Consider the following 20,175-nt stretch of genomic DNA (forward strand, 5'->3'; position numbering starts at 1 on the left):
AGGTATGTCCATGGTGAAAGTATCTCAACCTTCACATACACACTTAGGTAAAGTAGAAATTGCGCCTGAAGTCATTACAGTAATTGCGAGCATCGCAACTGCAGAAGTCAAAGGTTTACAGGGACATTTTAAAGAGCTTAAACAATCTAACTTCGAGCGTGTTAATCCGAAACAGCTCGGTAAAGATGTCAAAGTATATAGTAAAGATGACGGCATCTACATTGATGTTTATTGTGTGTTAGAGCATGATGTGAATATTTCAAAAACCGCACAAGCGATACAGCGTTCTATTTTCAACTCACTGACAACAATGATCGCTGTGGAGCCTGCACAAATTAATATTCATATTACACATATTGCTTAATCTAAAATTTTAACTTAGAAATTCAAATTTGAAGGGGTTTATCATGAGTCGAAAAGAATCAAGAAAACAAGCATTTCAAACTCTTTTTCAATTGGAAATAAAAGATAATGATTTAACGATTGAAGAGGCAATTAGTTTTATAAAAGATGATGATCCAGATTTAGAATTTGATTTTATTCATTGGTTAGTGACTGGTGTTAAAGATCATGAACCTGTTTTAGATCAAAAAATCCAACCTTATTTAAAAGATTGGACATTAGAAAGATTACTGAAATCAGATCGCATTATCTTGCGCATGGCAACATTTGAGTTATTGAACAGTGAGACACCTGATAAAGTGATCATCAATGAAGCGGTAGAACTAGCAAAACAATTCAGTGATGAAGATCACTACAAATTTATTAATGGTGTGCTCAGTAATATTAAATAAAAGAGTGATAAAAGATGGCAGATTATTTAAGTGTTTCAGCATTAACTAAATATATCAAATATAAATTTGATCAAGATCCCCATCTCCAATCTGTTTTACTGAAAGGTGAAATTTCAAATTTTAAGAAACACTCTAGTGGGCATTTATATTTTAACGTGAAAGATAATCAAAGCGTCATTAACGCTATGATGTTCAAAGGGAACGCAACCAAATTGGATTTTGATCCCAAAGAGGGAGACGAAGTGCTCATAGAAGCACGCGTTTCTGTTTATGAACGTCGTGGTAATTATCAAATTTACGTGAATAAAATGCATATTGATGGTGTTGGTAATTTGTATCAACGACTTGAAGCATTGAAAAAGAAACTCAATCAAGAAGGTTACTTCGATCAACGCTACAAAAAGCCAATCCCTAAGTATCCTAACAAAATCGCTGTCCTCACTGCTTCAACAGGTGCAGCAATTAGAGATATTGAATCTACCATTCGCAGTCGTTATCCTCTCGTACAAATCGAAAAAATAAGTACGCTTGTACAAGGAAAACAGGCAAAAGATGATATTATTGAAAAACTTGCGTATGCAGATACACTGAACGCAGATACAATCATTTTAGGACGTGGCGGGGGTTCCATCGAAGACTTATGGAACTTTAATGAAGAAGCTGTCGTTCATGCTATTTTCAACTGTCAAACACCGGTCATCTCTTCTGTCGGACATGAGACAGATTTTACGTTGAGTGATTTTGTCGCAGATTATCGTGCAGCTACACCAACGCAGGCTGCGGTTATCGCTACGCCGGATCAAACTGAGTTAAGACAGCAGTTGAAGCAAGTTCAGTTAGTGCTCATACGTAACGTTAAGCAACAACTTCAGCAACATCGTAAACATCTCGAACACTTATCCTCATATTACAAGTTCAAAAGCCCGTCGTTATTGTATGATCAACATATACAACGCCGAGATGATTTAGAAAAACAACTTCAGTTAAAAATTAAAATGATCATTAACGATCATCATCAACAGTTGAAACTCCTTAAACAACAATTCAGCTTAAAAAAAGTGAGTGCAGAAATTGAACGTAAACAACAACAAACACAACAATCTGCGCATTTTCTAATCAAAACGTTGAGTCAGAACATTACGCAACATCGACAACGTTTGAAAAACAACATTGAAAACTTAGATCGACTCAGTCCAACCCAAACGATGTTACGCGGTTATACGATTGTTAACAAAGCGGATCAGGTTATCACAAGCACGCACGATTTAAAAGCACAAGATCAAATTCAGTTAACGATGAAAGATGGTCAAGTAGATGCAGAAGTTAAGAAAGTAAGGTGTAATCATGACGAATAAAGAAAATCAAAGTTTTGAAGAAATGATGTCTGAATTAGAAAATATTGTTCAAAAACTTGATAATGAAACAGTTTCCTTAGAAGAATCTTTAGAACTTTATCAACGTGGAATGAAGTTATCTGCATCCTGTGAAGATACATTGAAAAACGCTGAGAAAAAAGTAAACGAAATGATTAAGAATGAAGATGAGGAAGAGGAAGTTTCTAATGATGAATCAGCAGATGAATGATTTTGTTCAAAAGATTGAAGCAGATTTAACAAACGCTGTACCTGCTTCACCGCTCAATACTAACCTCGAAGAAAGTATGCGTTATTCCCTTGAAGCTGGTGGTAAGCGTATACGACCTCTATTGCTTCTCGTCACTTTAGATATGCTCACTCATAACAGTGAGCAAGGCATGCGCACAGCAATCGCTTTAGAAATGATTCATACATATTCACTGATACATGATGATTTACCTGCTATGGACAATGATGATTACCGCAGAGGTAAATTGACCAATCACAAGGTTTATGGTGATTGGAAAGCGATTCTTGCAGGTGATGCATTACTTACAAAAGCTTTCGAAATGATAAGCTTTGATGAACAATTAACGAGTGATATCAAAGTACAACTCATTCAGCGTTTATCTCAAGCCAGTGGCCATCTTGGAATGGTTGGCGGCCAAGTGCTTGATATGGAAAGTGAGAATACACAAATCGATTTAGCGACATTGCAACAGATTCACCGTGCGAAGACAGGTGCATTACTCGAATTTGCTATAATGGCTGCAGTCGACATTGCTAAACCTAGTGAAGCTACTGCGAAAGCACTTGAAAAATACGGGCAACATCTCGGGCTGATGTTTCAAATTAAAGATGATTTATTAGATGTATTTGGTGACGAAGCAAAACTAGGTAAAAAAGTAGGTAGCGACATAGAGAATAATAAGAGTACGTATGTTTCATTATTAGGAGAACAGGGTGCTAAAGACAAACTCAATGAAGAAATGGAACAAGCGTATGGAGCACTGCGACAAATCGACTCGCAATATGATACAACGCATTTGGAAATAATCATAGAAATATTTAATCAAAGAAATCATTAACAATATGGGTGAATGATGCGCATGGTGTCGTTCACCCTCATTTAGTTAGGCAATCGATGTATGTATTTATTTTAAATTAATGAATTCAACGATGTATAGATATAAATGTTAAAAATGTGCTTTTATACGAATTTGATTGTTCCATGGCGTTGGTGTGCTGCAGTTGGTTCATTATTTTATCGAGCAGCTTTAGTAGTGGAATGATGATTGATATGCTAAAATCATTGTATAAATATTCGCTTGTTTTGGGAGGGGTTAATATGGCAAAAAAATCAGTAAGGCACATTAAAATTAGAGAAATTATCTCCAACGAAAAAATAGAAACACAAGATGAATTGGTTAAGCGCTTAAATGATTATGAGTTGAATGTCACTCAAGCAACGGTATCACGAGATATTAAAGAGTTACAACTCATCAAAGTGCCCACACCAACAGGACAATATGTTTATAGTTTACCTAATGATAGAAAATATCATCCTTTAGAAAAATTAGGTCGTTATTTAATGGACTCATTTGTAAATATTGACGGTACTGATAATTTATTAGTATTAAAAACGTTACCAGGGAATGCGCAATCGATCGGTGCGATCCTGGATCAAATAGATTGGGAAGAAGTCTTAGGTACAATCTGTGGTGATGATACTTGCCTTATTATTTGTCGAGATAAAGAATCTGGAGAGCAAATTAAAGCACGTATATTTAATTTATTATAGCCATTAGGAAGTGATACTGATGTTACAAACTTTATCTATTAGACAGTTTGCGATTATAGCAGAATTAGAAATTCATTTTGGTGATGGATTAACTGTTTTAAGTGGTGAAACAGGTGCGGGTAAATCTATTATTATCGATGCGATTGGTCAATTAATCGGCGTACGCGCTTCTTCAGATTATGTGCGCCATGGGGAGAAAAAAGCTGTCATTGAGGGTGTCTTTGATATTGATGACAGTAAAGACGCGATTGAAATACTTGAGGAACTTTCTATCGATATTGATGAAGACTTCTTACTCGTAAAACGTGAAATCTTCAGTTCAGGTAAAAGCATTTGTCGTATCAACAATCAAATTGTGACACTGCAAGATTTACGTCGAGTGATGCAAGAACTGTTAGATATCCATGGTCAACATGAAACTCAAACGTTATTAAAGCAAAAATATCATTTACAACTATTAGATAATTATGCTGAAGGCCAGTATCAATCACTTTTAGATGACTATAAAGAAACATTTGAGCAATATCAAAGTAAGAAAACAGAGCTTGCCGAATTAGAAAATGCAGACCAAGCCCTGTTACAACGTTTAGATTTGTTGAAATTCCAATATGAAGAAATTAATGAAGCACAATTAAAAGAAGGCGAAGTTGAACAATTAGAAACCGATATCAAGCGTATTCAGAATTCGGAAAATCTCAATCAAGCATTAAATAATGCGCATCTCACTTTAACAGATGAACATGCGATTACGGATAGATTATATGAATTGAGTAAAGAATTACAAACAATCAATGAAATACTCCCAGAAAAATATCAAGGTTTGATGGAACAAGTTGATCAATTCTACTACACATTAGAAGATGCGAAACATCAACTATACGATGAATTAACGAATACAGAATTTGATGAACAATACCTCAATGAACTTGAATCAAGAATGAATTTACTTAATAATCTCAAACGAAAATATGGTAAAGATATCTCTGACTTAATTAGTTATCAAAGCAAATTGGAAAATGAAATCAATAAAATCGAAAATTATGAAGAAAGCACAGCTGAATTACGTCAGGATATTGACCGATTGCATAAAGCGGTATTAGAAAAAGGCCAAGCACTTTCAAAATCACGACGTAAAGTCGCACATACATTACGTGACCATATCGTTGATGAAATTCAGAACTTACAAATGAAGGATGCGAATCTAGAAATTGCATTTACCGCATTAAACGAACCTACGCGAGAAGGTATCGAATCAGTCGAGTTTTTAATTAGCCCGAATAAAGGCGAACCTTTAAAAAGTTTGAATAAAATCGCTTCAGGTGGGGAATTATCTCGTATCATGCTTGCATTGAAAACCATTTTTGTAAAATCAAGAGGTCAAACTGCAATCCTATTTGATGAAGTCGATTCTGGTGTCTCTGGTAAAGCAGCACAAAAAATGGCTGAAAAAATGCGTGACCTGGCGTCATACATTCAAGTAATATGTATTTCTCACTTGCCACAGGTTGCAACGATGAGTGACCATCACATGCTGATTAGTAAATCCACAACAGAAGATCGCACCACTACTCAAGTTCAAGAGTTGACGGGAGATGACCGCGTAGATGAAGTGGCACGAATGATTTCTGGTGCGACAGTTACTGATCTTACAAGACAAAATGCAAAAGAAATGATTGAACAAAATCAAAAATAATAAAATCTCTCAGTATAGATATAAGCGTCTTCTACATTCATAATGTGTTGTTAACGATAAAATATAACTTTATACGAAATTATTTTTATTTGTTTAGAGAGAGGCAATAAAAGTATAATTGAGTTATTGGTAATGAGAAAGATTTATTATTTGTTTCCTCATTAGATCATCGAAGTTGATATATAGAAAGATAGGAGTATACGTCATGGCAGAACAACAGTATGACTTAGTCATTTTAGGTGGTGGGACAGCAGGCTATGTCGCCGCAATTAGAGCTTCACAATTAGGTAAAAAGGTAGCCATTGTTGAACGCGCACAACTTGGCGGCACATGTCTGCATAAAGGGTGTATCCCTACAAAATCGTTATTGAAATCCGCTGAAATCTTACGTACTGCTAAAAACAGTAACGATTTTGGCGTCCATGTGAGCGATGTTGGATTCGATTTCAGTCAGATGCAAGCACGTAAGACCGAAATCGTTAATCAAATGTATCAAGGTGTACAAGGTTTGATGAAACAACATCATATTGATGTTTACAATGGTACAGGCCGCATTTTAGGTACGTCGATTTTTTCACCTCAAAGCGGTACGATTTCAGTCGAATATGAAGACGGTGAATCAGAATTACTGACGAATCAGTACGTCTTAATCACGACGGGTTCCAGCCCGAGTGAGTTACCATTTTTAATTATCGATCATCAACAAGTCTTGTCTAGTGATGATATTTTGAGCTTAAACACATTGCCACAATCGATTGCAATTATCGGTGGCGGTGTGATTGGGTTAGAATTTGCATCGATGCTCATTGACTTAGGCGTTGAAGTTTCAGTTATTGAAAGTAACAAACGTATTTTGAACACTGAAAGTCAGAGTATCGCACGTACGTTGAAAAAAGAATTATCAGCTAGAGGCGTTAAATTCTATGAAAATGAGACGCTCTCTGAACAAAGTGTGACACGTGATGCAACTTCTCTCACATTCAAATTAAGCGAACAAAATATTACGGTCGATCTTTGTTTAATGGCAATAGGTCGCACACCTAATACACATGATATCGGACTAAACAATACGAATGTCCAGTTCACTCCCCAAGGTCATATTGAAGTGAATGCGTATCAACAAACGAAAGACAAACACATCTATGCTGCGGGAGACTGCATCGGTCACCTTCAACTTGCGCATGCTGGGACGACTGAAGCGGTGGCTGCAGTCGAGCATATGTTTCAAGCACAACCGATTGCAGTAGACTATACACGCATTCCTAGATGTATTTATACATATCCAGAAGTTGCATCCATCGGTATAGATAAAGCGACCGCTGATGCAAAATCTATCGATACTACGACATACAAAGTCCCATTTAAAGCCATGGGTAAAGCATTAATTGAAGCAGGCACGTCACAACGTGGCTTTTGTGAAATTATCATTGATCAACAAAATGATGAAGTGATTGGTTTTAACATGATTGGACCTCATGTGACAGAACTGATTAACGAAGTAGCCTTACTCCAATTCATGAATGGGTCAACGTTAGAATTAGGGCGTACAACACATGCACATCCATCCATATCCGAGATGCTGATGGAAATAGGATTAAAGGTTGAACAAAAAGCAATACACGTCTAAGGAGGATGAAATATGGAAGATTATAAAGCAGCCGGACTGACTGAAGAAGATTTAAAAACAATGTATACGTGGATGGATTTTGGTAGAAAGTTAGACGAACGCATGTGGTTATTAAATAGAGCAGGTAAAATTTCTTTTGTCATTAGCTGTCAAGGACAAGAAGCAGCACAAATCGGCATGGGATATGCGATGGCAGAGGGAGATATTTCTTCTCCTTATTATCGCGACCTTGTGCTTGTTACATATTTAGGTATGACTGCAAAAGATATTCTACTCTCTGCTTTCGGAAAAAAAGAAGACATTAATTCAGGCGGAAAACAAATGCCGTCTCACTTTGGTCATAAAAAACTTGGCATTTTATCCCAAGGGTCTCCAGTAGGTACTCAAATCTTACATGCGGTCGGGGCTTCACTTGCGTTAAAAATGGACAAAAAATCTAATATTGCGATGACTACTGTCGGTGAAGGAAGCTCGAACCAAGGGGATTTCCATGAAGGATTGAACTTTGCTGGTGTACATAAATTGCCGTTTATCTGTGTGATTGAAAATAATAAATATGCGATCTCAGTACCAGATTCATTACAATATGCAGCTGAGAAATTATCTGATCGCGCCATTGGTTATGGTATGCATGGTGAACGCGTGGATGGTAACGATCCGATTGCGATGTACAAAGCTATGAAGGAAGCTAGAACACGTGCATTGAATGGCGAAGGTGCCACACTATTAGAAGCAATGTGTACAAGAATGACGGCCCATTCTTCTGATGACGACGATCAATACCGTTCTCAAGAAATCAGAGATGCGCTCAAAGTTGAAGACTGTAATCAGCGTTTTAAACAGTATTTATTAGATGAAAATATAGCGGATGAAGCTTGGTTTGAATCCGTTGAAAATGATAATAAAGAAATCATTAAAACCGCAACGAAAGAAGCAGAACAAGCACCTTATCCATCTGCCGAAGAAACATACAAACACGTATATGAAGAAGGGAGCTTACAATAATGGCAAATCTAACCTATTTAGACGCAATACAACAAGCAATGGACATGGTCATGGATAAGGATGACGATGTTTTTGTATTGGGTGAAGATGTCGGTAAAAAAGGTGGCGTTTTTGGTGCTACAGCAGGCTTACAAGCCAAATATGGTACTGAGCGTGTCATAGATACCCCTTTAGCTGAATCAAATATTGTGGGTACAGCAATTGGAGCAGCAATGATTGGTAAAAGACCGATTGCTGAAATCCAATTTTCAGACTATATTTTACCTGCCACAAACCAAATTATGAGTGAAGCAGCTAAAATGCGTTATCGCTCTAACAATGATTGGCAATGTCCCATCACAGTCCGTGCGCCATTTGGTGGTGGCATTCACGGTGGACTCTACCATTCACAAAGTATTGAAAGCGTCTTTGCTTCTACACCAGGATTAACGATTGTCATCCCTTCAACACCGTATGATGCAAAAGGATTACTCCTTGCTTCAGTCGAATCGAATGATCCAGTGCTTTATTTTGAACATAAACAAGCTTATCGCTTACTTAAAGAAGACGTTCCTGAAGATTATTATACAATTCCATTAGGTAAAGCCGATGTGAAACGACAAGGTACGGATATCACAGTATTTACTTATGGTTTATGCGTGAATTTCTGTATTCAAGCAGCGGATATGTTAGAAGAAGAAGGTATTCATGTAGAAGTGGTAGATCTCAGAACAGTATATCCGCTTGATAAAGAAACGATTATCGATCGCGCAAAACAAAATGGTAAAATCCTATTGGTCACAGAAGATAATTTAGAAGGTAGCGTAATGTCAGAGGTAGCTGCAATCATTGCTGAACATTGTCTCTTCGATTTAGATGCACCTATTATGCGTTTAGCTGCGCCTGATGTACCTGCGATGCCTTTCTCTCCACAGTTAGAGGACGAATTCATGATGAATCCTGAAAAAATTAAAGAAAAAATGCGTGAACTCGCAAGATATTAAGGAGGCTCACTATGGAAATAAAAATGCCTAAATTAGGAGAAAGTGTCCATGAAGGTACAATTGAACAATGGTTAGTATCAGAAGGCGATACAATAGACGAATATGATCCCATTTGTGAAGTCATTACCGACAAAGTGACTGCAGAAGTACCTTCAACCTATGCGGGTACCATTTCTAAAATTGTTGTCGAAGAAGGAGAAACCATCGAAGTTGGGGAAGTCATTTGTCACTTAGATACTGAAGATGATGCACAAGATGAGTCTGAGCAACAAGAAGGTGAAACTGAAAATACAGATGCTGTTGAATCTAATAACAGCCAAGCGACTATGAGCACTGAAGGTATTCAAGAGACAGCTGAAAATCCTGCGGTCAAACAAAGTGCTAAAAATAATGGCCGTTATTCACCTGTTGTCATGCGTTTAGCGAGTGAGCATGATTTAGATTTAACGCAAATCGAAGGAACAGGATTCGAAGGTCGCGTGACGAAGAAAGATGTGGAACAAGCGATTAATCAAGCGCAGCAAACTTCAGCATCTAAAGCAGATCAACCTTCTGTACAATCTACTTCACAATCAACAACGCAACAGAAAGCGACTTCTAACTCACAACAAAGCATTCCAATCGACGGCGTGCGTAAACAAATCGCGAAAAATATGGTGACAAGTGTCACAGAAATCCCACATGCGTGGATGATGATTGAAGCGGATGCGACATCACTTGTTCAAACACGCAATCACTACAAAGCTCAATTTAAAGCGCAAGAAGGTTATAATCTGACTTATTTTTCATTCTTTATCAAAGCTGTCGCAGAAGGTTTAAGAGCGTATCCATTACTGAATAGTAGTTGGCAGGGTTCTGAAATCGTCGTCCACGATGACATAAATATTTCTATTGCAGTAGCTGATGAAAATAAACTCTATGTGCCGGTGATTAAACATGCTGATGAAAAATCGATCAAAGGTATAGCGAGAGAAATCAATACACTCGCAACGAAAGCACGCCAGCATAAATTAGAAACAACTGATATGCAAGACGGTACATTTACTGTAAACAACACAGGTACGTTTGGCTCCGTATCATCAATGGGTATTATCAATCACCCACAAGCAGCTATTTTACAAGTTGAATCCATCGTGAAAAAACCTGTTGTAATCGACAATATGATCGCAATTAGAGATATGGTAAACCTATGCCTATCAATCGATCATCGTATTTTAGACGGTCTCCAAGCGGGTCGGTTTATGCAATTTGTAAAAGATAAAATTGAGAGCTATGCGGTAGAACATACCAATATCTATTAATTTTAAGTGGAATATGCATCACTGAAACATATCGATCATCCATTTAGCCATGGTGAATGAATATGAAATCAGTGTACAGATTCTCTGTCAAAGTACTGAACTATAGCCTGGAATGTGTTATGCTTTGATTATAAATGTTGAGTTAAACGATATTAATGAGTAGAATATAATAAAATATTAAGAATAAAGGTGATCACTCATGGATTTAAACTTTGATTTATATATGAATGACGTGGTAGACAAAGCACGTTCTGAGATTGAATCAGCAGGTTATGAACAATTGACTTCTCCTGAAGAAGTTGATCAAGTGTTATCTCAAGATGGTACAACACTTGTCATGATCAATTCAGTTTGTGGCTGTGCAGGTGGCGTTGCGCGTCCTGCTGCAACACATGCATTACACTACGATAAACTTCCTGATCGTCTCGTCACTGTATTTGCAGGACAAGATAAAGAAGCGACACAACAAGCACGTGATTATTTCGAAGGTTATGCACCTTCAAGTCCATCCTTCGCATTAATGAAAGATGGAAAAATCGTTGAGATGATTGAACGTCATCAAATCGAAGGTCACGATATTATGGATGTTATTACACAGCTCCAAAACTTATTTGAAGCAAATTGTGCTGAAGTTTAGAGGTTGGTTGGATGCTACGTTTAAATCCCTACAGAATTGGATTTAGAACGATTAAAACTGCTGTGGGTATGGCACTAGGTGTAATTGTAGCTAAAGCATTAGGTTTAGATAATTTTGCATCTAGTGCTATTTTAGTGGTTTTATGTATCAAACATACGAAGGTACACTCTGTACAAGCCATCATTTCAAGATTTGTATCGTGTATCATGATATTAATCTTAGGATCTATCATTTTTCAACTTTTAGGACAACATGCCATCGTCCTCGGTTTAATTGTCTTACTCTTCATACCTTTAGCCGTCATGTTTAATGTCCAAGAGGGTGTTGTGACGAGTTGCGTTATCTTACTGCATGTGTTCAACGCCAAGACCATTGATTTGGACTTGTTTATAAATGAAGTCTTATTATTAATCGTGGGCTTAGGTATTGCCTTCTTAATGAATATCATTATGCCAAGTTTAGATGGCAGTTTAGACGAATATAAAGAACAAGTAGAACGTCAAATCACACAAGTGTTCAAAGCGTTTCATAATTACTGCCAAGAATATAATAAAGAGTTGAATTTAGACCCGTTATTTAAACGCATAGAATCCACAGTAAGTTCAGCAAAATCACTCGCATTTAGAGATGTTAAGAATCACTTTGTACGAAATGAAAATGCGTACTATTATTATTTCGATATGCGAGAAACACAGTTAGAATTACTCCAACGTATGCAAAAGTTATTGCAACAAATCCAAACCAATGATGCGATCCTAGATCAAATTGCAGAGTTGTTTGAAGAAGTGAGCAACAATGTCAACAGCAATGATTACACATTCTTACGTCTTCACTCACTCTATGAAATTAGATTAGAACTTGATGAATTAGCGTTACCAGAAACACATGAGGCATTACTCACACGTGCAAGCATTATCCAATTACTGAATGAACTCGAAGAATACTTAAATATTAAATCACAATTCGGTTCATTGAAAATGCACCACGATGTGAAAGCGTCATAAGAAAAAAGCCACAATAGATGAATCAACTCATCGTCCTTAGAGTGGGGCGTTTGAGTGACTCCTCTATTGTGGCTTAACGTTTACTTTATTGCATTGTTAATGGTACGACACTTGTGAGTATAAGTGCAAGTACGATTGCGACAAGCATGACGATAATAACAATACGAAATACTTTATTATTCAACCTGATTCCTCCAATTAGTGAATATGTATGGTGGTTCTCTAAACATGATTTACACTCTACACAGAGAACTTTTAAGCATCAATTTTTAGTATACATTATAATCAAAATATTTTAGATTGTACATTATTTAAGCATTTTGATTTGTAACGATACATGGTTTTCCAAATGATAGGAGTTGAGCGGATGGATAAAGATAGATTATTACGCACTTTTTTAGAACTCGTACAAATCAATTCAGAAACCGGCTATGAAGCGACGCTACATGGAGTGTTGACACGTGTGTTTCAAGCACTCGATCTTACAGTTCAGGAAGATCAAGCAAGTCAACAGCTAGATACGCATGTAAATAACTTAATCATTTCTATACCTGCTACTGCTGGGTATGAGTGGTGTGAACCGATTTGTTTTACGGCTCATATGGATACTGTAACACCTGGAGCTAAGATTAAACCACAAATATATGAAGATGGTTATATTTATTCTGATGGTACGACCATATTAGGTGCAGATGATAAAGCAGGTTTAACCGCGATGATTGAACTTGTTCGCATATTGAAAGAGGATCAAATCGCACACGGAGCTATTCAACTCATTATCACAGTTCAAGAAGAGGTGGGCTTGCAAGGTGCGAAAGCGCTAGATCCATCATTGTTAAATGCATGTTATGGTTTTAATGTAGATGCACATGCTGCGATTGGTACGACGATCGTTGCGTCTCCATATTCATCTGAAATCGAAATCGTCTTATATGGCACTCGTGCGAATTCAAATCATTCATCATCACATGTAAGTGCGATAACGTTGCTTACTCAAGCATTGCGTCAATTGCGTTCAACCTATACTGATGAGCATTCGACTATTCAAATCAGTCATTTTGAGGGGGACTCTGGCACAGATAACCTTCAAGATCGCGTCGCCTTAACCATTACACTCCGTTCCTTTGGTAAAGAATTATTTGATGCGCAGCTCAATCATATCAAAGATACCTTTCAACACATGGCTCATAATTATCAAACAGTTGCAGAAGTAAATGTGAAACAACAATTACCTGGATTCAACCTTCAATCACCGTGTAAAGCGATAACACTCGCTCAAGATAGTGCGACTGCTTTAAATTTATCTGCAACGACAGCCCTTACTCAAGACAGTTCAGATGGTAATATTTTAAATGAGCTCGGAATTCCTACAGTAATTTTAGGCGTAGGTTATGAAAATATTCATACAACGGCTGAACGTATATCAATAGAATCACTTTATTTATTAACTCGACAACTCGTAGAAATTGTAAAATTATCACGTCAATCTGATAATCTGATTTAATGATGTGATGGCGCCGTTATGGTACAATGTACGAGAACTCAAAGAATAGGAGAGATAAGTAAATGACACAAGAAATCGGTGTAGTAGGTTTAGCCGTAATGGGTAAAAACCTCGCTTGGAATATAGAATCACGTGGTTATAGCGTATCTGTATTTAATCGTTCTTCCGAAAAAACGGAACTCATGATGGGTGAATCAGAAGGTAAAAATATCCATCCTACTTATTCATTAGAAGAATTTGTGAATTCACTTGAAAAACCACGTAAAATTTTATTAATGGTTAAAGCAGGTGAAGCGACAGATGCGACGATTGATAGTCTGTTACCATTATTAGATGATGATGACATTTTAATTGATGGTGGTAATACCAATTATCAAGACACAGTAAGAAGAAATAATGCCTTAGCTAAAAGTAATATTAACTTTATTGGTATGGGTGTTTCAGGCGGTGAAGTCGGAGCGCTTACAGGTCCATCATTAATGCCAGGTGGCCAAAAAGATGCATTTGATAAAGTCAGTCATATTTTAGAATCTATTTCAGCTAAAGCAAAAGATGGCGCACCTTGTGTCACTTACATTGGTCCGAATGGTGCAGGCCATTATGTGAAAATGGTGCATAATGGTATCGAATATGCCGACATGCAATTAATCGCTGAAAGTTATGTCATGATGAAAGATTTACTTGGCATGTCTCATGAAGAAATTTCACAAACATTTAAAGAGTGGAATGAAGGCGAACTTTCAAGCTATCTCATCGAAATCACTGGTGATATCTTCACTCGAATCGATGAAGAAACTGGCGAACCACTTGTAGAAAAAATCTTAGATACTGCTGGTCAAAAAGGTACAGGTAAATGGACTTCTATCAATGCGTTAAACGCAGGTGTTCCACTTACGATTATCACAGAATCAGTATTTGCACGTTTTATTTCTTCACTAAAAGACGAACGTGTTGCAGCTTCTAAAGCATTAAATGGTCCAAAAGCCCAATTTGATGGCGATAAAGAGGCATTCTTAGAAAAAATCCGTAAAGCTTTATACATGAGTAAAATTTGCTCTTATGCCCAAGGATTTACACAAATGCGTAAAGCAAGTGAAGAAAACGACTGGGATTTAAAACTCGGCGAACTTGCAATGATTTGGCGTGAAGGTTGTATCATCCGTGCGCAATTCTTACAAAAAATTAAAGATGCTTACGATCAAGACCCTAAATTACAAAATCTCTTATTAGATCCATATTTCAAAGACATCGTTACAAATTATCAAGATGCATTACGTGAAGTCGTAGGGACTGCCATCACAAACGGTATTCCTACACCAGGCTTTTCAGCAAGTATCAATTATTACGATAGTTATCGCACTGAAAACTTACCAGCTAACTTAATCCAAGCGCAACGTGATTACTTCGGTGCACATACGTATGAACGAAAAGATCGCGAAGGTGTCTTCCATACACAATGGAAAGAAGCATAATGTTTATACAATAACCAACAATTGAATCAATGATATCAAGGATGAAACCATGTGTGTTTCATCCTTTTTTCTATGAGTTGACTTGTTTGAAGCGTTTGTCTAAGCTTAAGATAAGTTATGAAAGCGATTTATTCATGAATGAACATCATATATTCATGTTTAAAAATGAATGCAACATAGGGAGAGAAAACGATGCAAAGAAATTGGTGGAAAGAAGCAGTCGCTTATCAGATTTACCCAAGAAGTTTTAATGACAGTAACGATGACGGTATCGGCGACTTACCAGGTATCATTGAAAAGTTAGATTATTTACAGACACTCGGCATTGATGTCATATGGTTAAGTCCGATGTATCAATCACCAAACGATGATAATGGTTACGATATTAGTGATTATCAGTCTATCATGACTGAATTTGGCACAATGGAAGATTTTGATGCGTTGTTAAGCGGTGTTCATGAACGGGGAATGAAACTCATTTTAGACCTAGTAGTCAATCACACTTCAGATGAACATCCTTGGTTTATCGAATCTCGTTCTAGTAAGGATAATCCTAAACGAGACTGGTATATTTGGGCTGATCCCAAAGCGGATGGTTCAGAACCGAACAACTGGGAAAGTATCTTTAATGGCTCTACTTGGGAATTTGATCCACAGACTGAACAATATTATTTCCATTTATTTAGTAAAAAACAGCCTGATTTAAATTGGCATAATGATGACGTAAGAGAAGCGATTTTTAACATGATGAATTGGTGGTTTGATAAAGGGATTGATGGTTTTCGTGTGGACGCCATTACACATATTAAAAAGACTTTTGAAGCAGGAGATTTACCAGTGCCTGAAGGTAAAACGTACGCACCTGCATTTGATGTTGATATGAATCAACCTGGAATTCAAGATTGGCTACAAGAAATGAAAGATGAGTCGTTAAGTAAGTATGACATCATGACAGTAGGTGAGGCAAACGGTGTAAGTACTGACGATGCTAAAGATTGGGTTGGCGAATCAAAAGGTAAATTTAATATGATTTTCCAATTTGAACACCTCGATTTATGGCATACGGGTGAAAGTCAATTCGATGTTAAGGCGTATAAAGAGGTGCTAAATCGATGGCAACAACGTTTAGATGGCGTAGGGTGGAATGCATTATTTATTGAAAATCATGATCAACCTCGACGTGTATCTACATGGGGAGACGATACACATTATTGGTACGAATCGGCGACGAGTCACGCAGTGGTCTATTTCTTACAACAAGGCACACCGTTTATTTATCAAGGTCAAGAGATAGGGATGACGAACTACCCATTCGACAGTATAGAGATCTTTAACGATGTCGCAGTGGTGAATGAGTATAAAATTGTGCAACAGCAAGGTGGAGATGTCGAAGCGCTCCTAGATAAGCATAAAATGGAAAATCGTGATAATGCACGTACACCGATGCAGTGGGATACAACGGATTACGCCGGATTTTCTACAGTCGAACCTTGGTTCCCGATCAATCCAAACTACACTGAAATTAACGTGGCGCAACAGTTAAATGATGCTCAATCTATACTTCATTTTTATATGGCTTTGATTCAACTTAGAAAGTCTGCAGACATCTATACTTATGGCCATTTCCAACTTATCGATGCTGAAAATGAACACATTTTCGCGTATACACGTTCATTAGATCATGAATCAATCCTTGTCGTCGGCAACTTAACGGGTTCAGTAACAAAGTTAAACACTGATTTAGATATTACAGGTAAATCAGTGCCGCTTCACAACTATCCCCAACATCAGATTAATCTAGAAGCGATTCAACCTTATGAGGCTTTTGTCGTCGAATTATCTTAACATATAAAAATAAACCTCTTACAATTTCCAATTAAAAGGAAGCTGTAAGAGGTTTTTACGGTTCATTGAAACCACAGAAATATATTTTCTTATCATCCTAATCCGAGAGTGCTTCTTTATCTACAGGCACCCATAATTGAACTTTCGTAAATGGATTATCAAATGAAATATCAAACGGATATATTTCAACGTAAAGACTATTATTTTCATAAGGTAATGTGAGTTGTAAGCTCGTCTCGATATAGTACCATGCTTCATTTACAACATAATCGAGTTCGCCTTGAAGATTAAATTTCGCATATTGACGAGAAGGGAGGAAACGGCTTTCTAAATGTGCAGGGTAGCGTTCACTTGCGACACCCACAAAGATTTCCATGCCTTCATCGAGTGGGCAGTTAATCACAAATAGTTCATGCGGACTGACGTCATTATATTTGCGTAATTCTTTAATTTTACCATCTAGCAATAAATCCTCTAAAAAATCTGGCACCTTAAATGGATTCTCCAATTCGGAGGTTGGCACAAATCGAGCATAACCTACAAGTGCTGTGTCTTCACTATTCTCTAGTTGATAAGGATAAGGTTCTCGCTCAGTAGTTGTTAACTTGATATACAATCTAGGTTGAATATTTAACATATCACGTTTTAAATTGGCCTGTAGTGGTGAAACCTGGTGTACCTCACTGAACGCCTGTGCAAAACTATGTGCATCAGGGTAATGGTACTTCTTAGCAATGTCGACTAAACGACCTGAGCCGGCGATAACATCTTGTGCAGCAAGTGTCATTTTGCGTGCTAATGCATAATCACTTGGTGATTGACCCACAATCATTTTAAAAGACTGATCTAAGTGGTAAGGTGAAAGACCAACGTAATCACTAAGGTCTTGCAAATGAAACGGCTCTAATAAGTGGTCCTCTATATAAACAATTGCCTGTTGTATTTGCTTGATAACGTCCAATACTTTCACTCCTAAACATTTTCCAATCGTAATACTATTACGTTATATTCTACCTTATTTTTCATACTTTGACATCTCATATCAGATAATATTTACATTAATTAAACGATAAAAAACAAACTGATATTTAGAGACATAGCGTCGCAATCTGATTTAATATTAATCTAAACTGTTTCAAATTCATTTCAAAAAAGCAACAAAACGTGAGATAGGTCACCGTTTTGTTGCAGCTCTAAATTATTCACATGTCAACGAATGAATTATTGAATGTCGTCCCACCAATGGAAACCGTCACGACTTAACAGTAAGTCGCTATCTAGCGGGCCGTTCGTACCTGCTTCATAGTTAGGGAAGTCAGGTTCTGTTTTATCCCATTCGTTTTGAATTGTATCAACAAATTTCCATGTGGATTTTAATTCTTCCCAATGTGTAAAGTTGGTTGGGTCACCGTTTAAAATATCGAATAATAAATTTTCATACGCATCGACAGTGTTCATTTTATCTTGAGCACTCATAGCGTAAGATAATTGCACAGGTTTAGTATCTATACTTTGTACATTTTTCTTCGCATTGAGATGTAAAGAAACACCTTCGTTAGGTTGTATATTGATCACTAATAAATTTGATTCTAATTTGTTGTCTGTTTCATAGTAAAGATTTAACGGTACTTCTTTAAATTCAACGACAACTTGGATAGATTTATCTTTCATGCGTTTACCTGTTCTGATATAAAAAGGAACGCCAGCCCATCTAAAGTTATCTATTGTTAATTTACCTGAGACAAAGGTTGGTGTATTTGACTGTTCATCTACACGGTCTTCTTTTCGATAAGCGATGACATCTTGATCATCTATTTTACCTTGATCATATTGACCACGGACAAAGTTTTGATTCACTTCGCTTGGTTCAAGTTTACGTAAAGATTTGAGCACTTTTACTTTTTCTGAACGAATGTCTTCACTTTTAAGACTTATAGGTGGTTCCATCGCTAACAGTGCCACCATTTGAAGCATGTGGTTTTGCACCATATCTTTTAGCGCACCACTTGTTTCGTAGTAGCCTCCTCGATCTTCGACACCTAATTTTTCAGAAGAAGTGACTTGAATATTTGAAATGAATTTATTATTCCATAAAGGTTCAAACATTGCATTCGCAAAGCGGAGTACTTCGATATTTTGTACCATATCTTTACCTAAATAATGGTCGATACGATATATTTCTTTTTCTTCAAATGAACGACGAATTTGATTATTTAATTCTTCTGCAGATGCGAGGTCATTGCCGAATGGTTTTTCAATGACAAGACGTTTAAATCCTTCAACATCTGTTAAACCTGAAGATTTCAGATAATCTGAAATAATACCGAAGAATTTCGGTGCCATCGCTAAATAGAACAATCTGTTACCTTGTAACTCGAATTTCTGATCTAACTGTTGGCTCACTGCTAAGAGTGATTGGTAACTTGCTTCGTCATTTACATCATGTTTGTGATAAAACACATGATCCATAAATTCATCTAGCTGTGTCGTATCTTGTACGTGGGCTTGAATTGATGATTTCACTTGAATACGGAAATCATCATTTTTTAAATCTCTTCTACCTATACCAATAATCGCAAAATGTTCGCTTAAATTTTGTTGTTGGTAAAGATGAAATAATGATGGGAATAATTTTCGGTGACTTAAATCACCTGTCGCCCCGAATATCGTTATTAAACAGGGAATATTCTTGTTTCTAGTACTCAAGCTAATAACCTCAATTCTTTTAGAAATCTGTATACATTATAGAACAATTCTAACCTGCATTCATACCTTTTTGCTTAAAGTCAATCCCACTATATGATTTAATCGTGAGTATGCTAAAATGACTATTGAAAGGGAGGTGCCTTTGTTGCAAATCACATTCTTCGGCACAAGTGCAGGGTTACCGACTAAAGAACGAAATACACAGGCGATTGCGTTAAACTTAGAGCCGTACTCAAATGCCATCTGGTTGTTTGATGTAGGAGAGGCGACGCAACACCAAATATTAAATCATTCTATTAAATTAGGTAAGGTCGACCATATTTTTATTACACATCTCCATGGGGATCATATTTTTGGCTTGCCCGGTCTACTAACGAGCCGATCTTTTCAAGGTGGGGAACATAAACCTTTAACCATCATTGGACCTAAAGGGATTCAACAGTTTGTA

The 20,175-nt window shown here is 36.9% G+C and carries 20 protein-coding genes; 17 read left to right on the plus strand and 3 right to left on the minus strand.

The features are described 5' to 3' along the window. Positions 1-10 precede the first annotated feature (10 nt). The 13 genes from APS80_RS05685 (at position 11) to APS80_RS05745 (ending at position 12,200) form a co-directional block, all read left to right on the plus strand. Positions 11-364: an Asp23/Gls24 family envelope stress response protein gene (locus APS80_RS05685; RefSeq protein WP_059107308.1), complete on the plus strand. Its 354-nt coding sequence runs from the start codon at positions 11-13 to the stop codon at positions 362-364. A 43-nt stretch (positions 365-407) separates the two neighbouring features. Next, a complete protein-coding gene (gene nusB / locus APS80_RS05690) occupies positions 408-794 on the plus strand; it encodes a transcription antitermination factor NusB (RefSeq protein WP_059107309.1) in 387 nt (128 codons plus the stop codon). A gap of 14 nt (positions 795-808) precedes the next feature. After that, positions 809-2,149 carry an exodeoxyribonuclease VII large subunit gene (gene xseA, locus APS80_RS05695; RefSeq protein ID WP_059107310.1) on the plus strand — a complete coding sequence of 447 codons (1,341 nt, stop codon included), beginning with the start codon at positions 809-811 and terminating at the stop codon, positions 2,147-2,149. Further along, complete coding sequence (locus tag APS80_RS05700) at positions 2,139-2,378, plus strand: exodeoxyribonuclease VII small subunit (protein ID WP_059107311.1); 240 nt, start codon at positions 2,139-2,141, stop codon at positions 2,376-2,378. The genes xseA and APS80_RS05700 overlap by 11 nt, the downstream gene beginning before the upstream one ends. After that, entirely contained in the window at positions 2,356-3,237 is an 882-nt protein-coding gene (locus tag APS80_RS05705; RefSeq protein WP_059107312.1) for a polyprenyl synthetase family protein, read from the plus strand. The genes APS80_RS05700 and APS80_RS05705 overlap by 23 nt, the downstream gene beginning before the upstream one ends. A 260-nt stretch (positions 3,238-3,497) precedes the next feature. Further along, positions 3,498-3,950: a transcriptional regulator AhrC/ArgR gene (gene ahrC, locus APS80_RS05710; protein WP_059107313.1), complete on the plus strand. Its 453-nt coding sequence runs from the start codon at positions 3,498-3,500 to the stop codon at positions 3,948-3,950. Positions 3,951-3,969: 19 nt separating this feature from the next. After that, positions 3,970-5,643, plus strand: a complete 1,674-nt coding sequence (gene recN / locus APS80_RS05715) for a DNA repair protein RecN (protein WP_059107314.1) — start codon at positions 3,970-3,972, stop codon at positions 5,641-5,643. A 205-nt stretch (positions 5,644-5,848) separates the two neighbouring features. Next, positions 5,849-7,270: a dihydrolipoyl dehydrogenase gene (lpdA, locus tag APS80_RS05720; RefSeq protein WP_059107315.1), complete on the plus strand. Its 1,422-nt coding sequence runs from the start codon at positions 5,849-5,851 to the stop codon at positions 7,268-7,270. A gap of 12 nt (positions 7,271-7,282) precedes the next feature. Continuing rightward, a complete protein-coding gene (locus APS80_RS05725; RefSeq protein ID WP_059107316.1) occupies positions 7,283-8,275 on the plus strand; it encodes a thiamine pyrophosphate-dependent dehydrogenase E1 component subunit alpha in 993 nt (330 codons plus the stop codon). Beyond that, positions 8,275-9,258 (plus strand): alpha-ketoacid dehydrogenase subunit beta, encoded by a 984-nt coding sequence (locus tag APS80_RS05730; protein WP_059107317.1) that lies wholly within the window; start codon positions 8,275-8,277, stop codon positions 9,256-9,258. Before APS80_RS05725 ends, APS80_RS05730 begins: the two co-directional genes overlap by 1 nt. 11 nt (positions 9,259-9,269) lie before the next feature. After that, positions 9,270-10,559 (plus strand): dihydrolipoamide acetyltransferase family protein, encoded by a 1,290-nt coding sequence (locus tag APS80_RS05735; protein WP_059107318.1) that lies wholly within the window; start codon positions 9,270-9,272, stop codon positions 10,557-10,559. A gap of 199 nt (positions 10,560-10,758) precedes the next feature. Continuing rightward, on the plus strand, positions 10,759-11,196 hold the full coding sequence (gene brxB, locus APS80_RS05740) for a bacilliredoxin BrxB (protein ID WP_059107319.1): 438 nt from the start codon (positions 10,759-10,761) through the stop codon (positions 11,194-11,196). A gap of 11 nt (positions 11,197-11,207) precedes the next feature. Beyond that, positions 11,208-12,200, plus strand: coding sequence for an aromatic acid exporter family protein (locus APS80_RS05745; protein WP_059107320.1), 993 nt, complete (start codon positions 11,208-11,210; stop codon positions 12,198-12,200). A gap of 85 nt (positions 12,201-12,285) precedes the next feature. On the opposite strand, the gene prli42 is transcribed toward APS80_RS05745, so the two are convergent. Next, positions 12,286-12,384 (minus strand): stressosome-associated protein Prli42, encoded by a 99-nt coding sequence (prli42, locus tag APS80_RS10735; RefSeq protein ID WP_150887477.1) that lies wholly within the window; start codon positions 12,382-12,384, stop codon positions 12,286-12,288. Between the two features lie 183 nt (positions 12,385-12,567). Here prli42 and APS80_RS05750 point away from each other — a divergent pair, with 183 nt between their 5' ends. The 3 genes from APS80_RS05750 to APS80_RS05760 all read left to right on the plus strand — a co-directional run bounded on the left by APS80_RS05750 (position 12,568) and on the right by APS80_RS05760 (position 17,021). Further along, positions 12,568-13,704 carry a M20/M25/M40 family metallo-hydrolase gene (locus APS80_RS05750; protein WP_059107321.1) on the plus strand — a complete coding sequence of 379 codons (1,137 nt, stop codon included), beginning with the start codon at positions 12,568-12,570 and terminating at the stop codon, positions 13,702-13,704. 62 nt (positions 13,705-13,766) lie between these two features. Next, on the plus strand, positions 13,767-15,176 hold the full coding sequence (gene gndA, locus APS80_RS05755) for an NADP-dependent phosphogluconate dehydrogenase (protein ID WP_059107322.1): 1,410 nt from the start codon (positions 13,767-13,769) through the stop codon (positions 15,174-15,176). A gap of 192 nt (positions 15,177-15,368) precedes the next feature. Beyond that, positions 15,369-17,021 carry a glycoside hydrolase family 13 protein gene (locus APS80_RS05760; RefSeq protein WP_059107323.1) on the plus strand — a complete coding sequence of 551 codons (1,653 nt, stop codon included), beginning with the start codon at positions 15,369-15,371 and terminating at the stop codon, positions 17,019-17,021. Between the two features lie 97 nt (positions 17,022-17,118). Here APS80_RS05760 and APS80_RS05765 read toward each other — a convergent pair whose 3' ends face one another. Together APS80_RS05765 and zwf are read right to left on the minus strand one after the other, a co-directional pair. Continuing rightward, positions 17,119-17,982 (minus strand): AraC family transcriptional regulator, encoded by an 864-nt coding sequence (locus APS80_RS05765; protein WP_059107324.1) that lies wholly within the window; start codon positions 17,980-17,982, stop codon positions 17,119-17,121. A gap of 260 nt (positions 17,983-18,242) precedes the next feature. Then, positions 18,243-19,727 carry a glucose-6-phosphate dehydrogenase gene (gene zwf / locus APS80_RS05770; protein WP_059107325.1) on the minus strand — a complete coding sequence of 495 codons (1,485 nt, stop codon included), beginning with the start codon at positions 19,725-19,727 and terminating at the stop codon, positions 18,243-18,245. A 145-nt stretch (positions 19,728-19,872) separates the two neighbouring features. Here zwf and APS80_RS05775 point away from each other — a divergent pair. Beyond that, on the plus strand, positions 19,873-20,175 hold a 303-nt coding region (locus tag APS80_RS05775), incomplete at its 3' end, for an MBL fold metallo-hydrolase (RefSeq protein WP_157064349.1).

It is taken from the genome of Staphylococcus auricularis (assembly GCF_001500315.1).
GTDB lineage: Bacteria > Bacillota > Bacilli > Staphylococcales > Staphylococcaceae > Staphylococcus > Staphylococcus auricularis.

What these genes read in the sequence shown, in the direction of transcription:
- lpdA (WP_059107315.1), top strand. Translation starts at nt 5,849, where the DNA reads ATGGCAGAACAACAGTATGACTTAGTCATTTTAGGTGGTGGGACAGCA.
- APS80_RS05760 (WP_059107323.1), top strand. Translation starts at nt 15,369, where the DNA reads ATGCAAAGAAATTGGTGGAAAGAAGCAGTCGCTTATCAGATTTACCCA.
- brxB (WP_059107319.1), top strand. Translation starts at nt 10,759, where the DNA reads ATGGATTTAAACTTTGATTTATATATGAATGACGTGGTAGACAAAGCA.
- nusB (WP_059107309.1), top strand. Translation starts at nt 408, where the DNA reads ATGAGTCGAAAAGAATCAAGAAAACAAGCATTTCAAACTCTTTTTCAA.
- APS80_RS05730 (WP_059107317.1), top strand. Translation starts at nt 8,275, where the DNA reads ATGGCAAATCTAACCTATTTAGACGCAATACAACAAGCAATGGACATG.
- APS80_RS05685 (WP_059107308.1), top strand. Translation starts at nt 11, where the DNA reads ATGGTGAAAGTATCTCAACCTTCACATACACACTTAGGTAAAGTAGAA.
- APS80_RS05700 (WP_059107311.1), top strand. Translation starts at nt 2,139, where the DNA reads ATGACGAATAAAGAAAATCAAAGTTTTGAAGAAATGATGTCTGAATTA.
- recN (WP_059107314.1), top strand. Translation starts at nt 3,970, where the DNA reads ATGTTACAAACTTTATCTATTAGACAGTTTGCGATTATAGCAGAATTA.
- APS80_RS05750 (WP_059107321.1), top strand. Translation starts at nt 12,568, where the DNA reads ATGGATAAAGATAGATTATTACGCACTTTTTTAGAACTCGTACAAATC.
- APS80_RS05725 (WP_059107316.1), top strand. Translation starts at nt 7,283, where the DNA reads ATGGAAGATTATAAAGCAGCCGGACTGACTGAAGAAGATTTAAAAACA.
- APS80_RS05735 (WP_059107318.1), top strand. Translation starts at nt 9,270, where the DNA reads ATGGAAATAAAAATGCCTAAATTAGGAGAAAGTGTCCATGAAGGTACA.
- ahrC (WP_059107313.1), top strand. Translation starts at nt 3,498, where the DNA reads ATGGCAAAAAAATCAGTAAGGCACATTAAAATTAGAGAAATTATCTCC.
- gndA (WP_059107322.1), top strand. Translation starts at nt 13,767, where the DNA reads ATGACACAAGAAATCGGTGTAGTAGGTTTAGCCGTAATGGGTAAAAAC.
- APS80_RS05705 (WP_059107312.1), top strand. Translation starts at nt 2,356, where the DNA reads ATGATGAATCAGCAGATGAATGATTTTGTTCAAAAGATTGAAGCAGAT.
- xseA (WP_059107310.1), top strand. Translation starts at nt 809, where the DNA reads ATGGCAGATTATTTAAGTGTTTCAGCATTAACTAAATATATCAAATAT.
- APS80_RS05745 (WP_059107320.1), top strand. Translation starts at nt 11,208, where the DNA reads ATGCTACGTTTAAATCCCTACAGAATTGGATTTAGAACGATTAAAACT.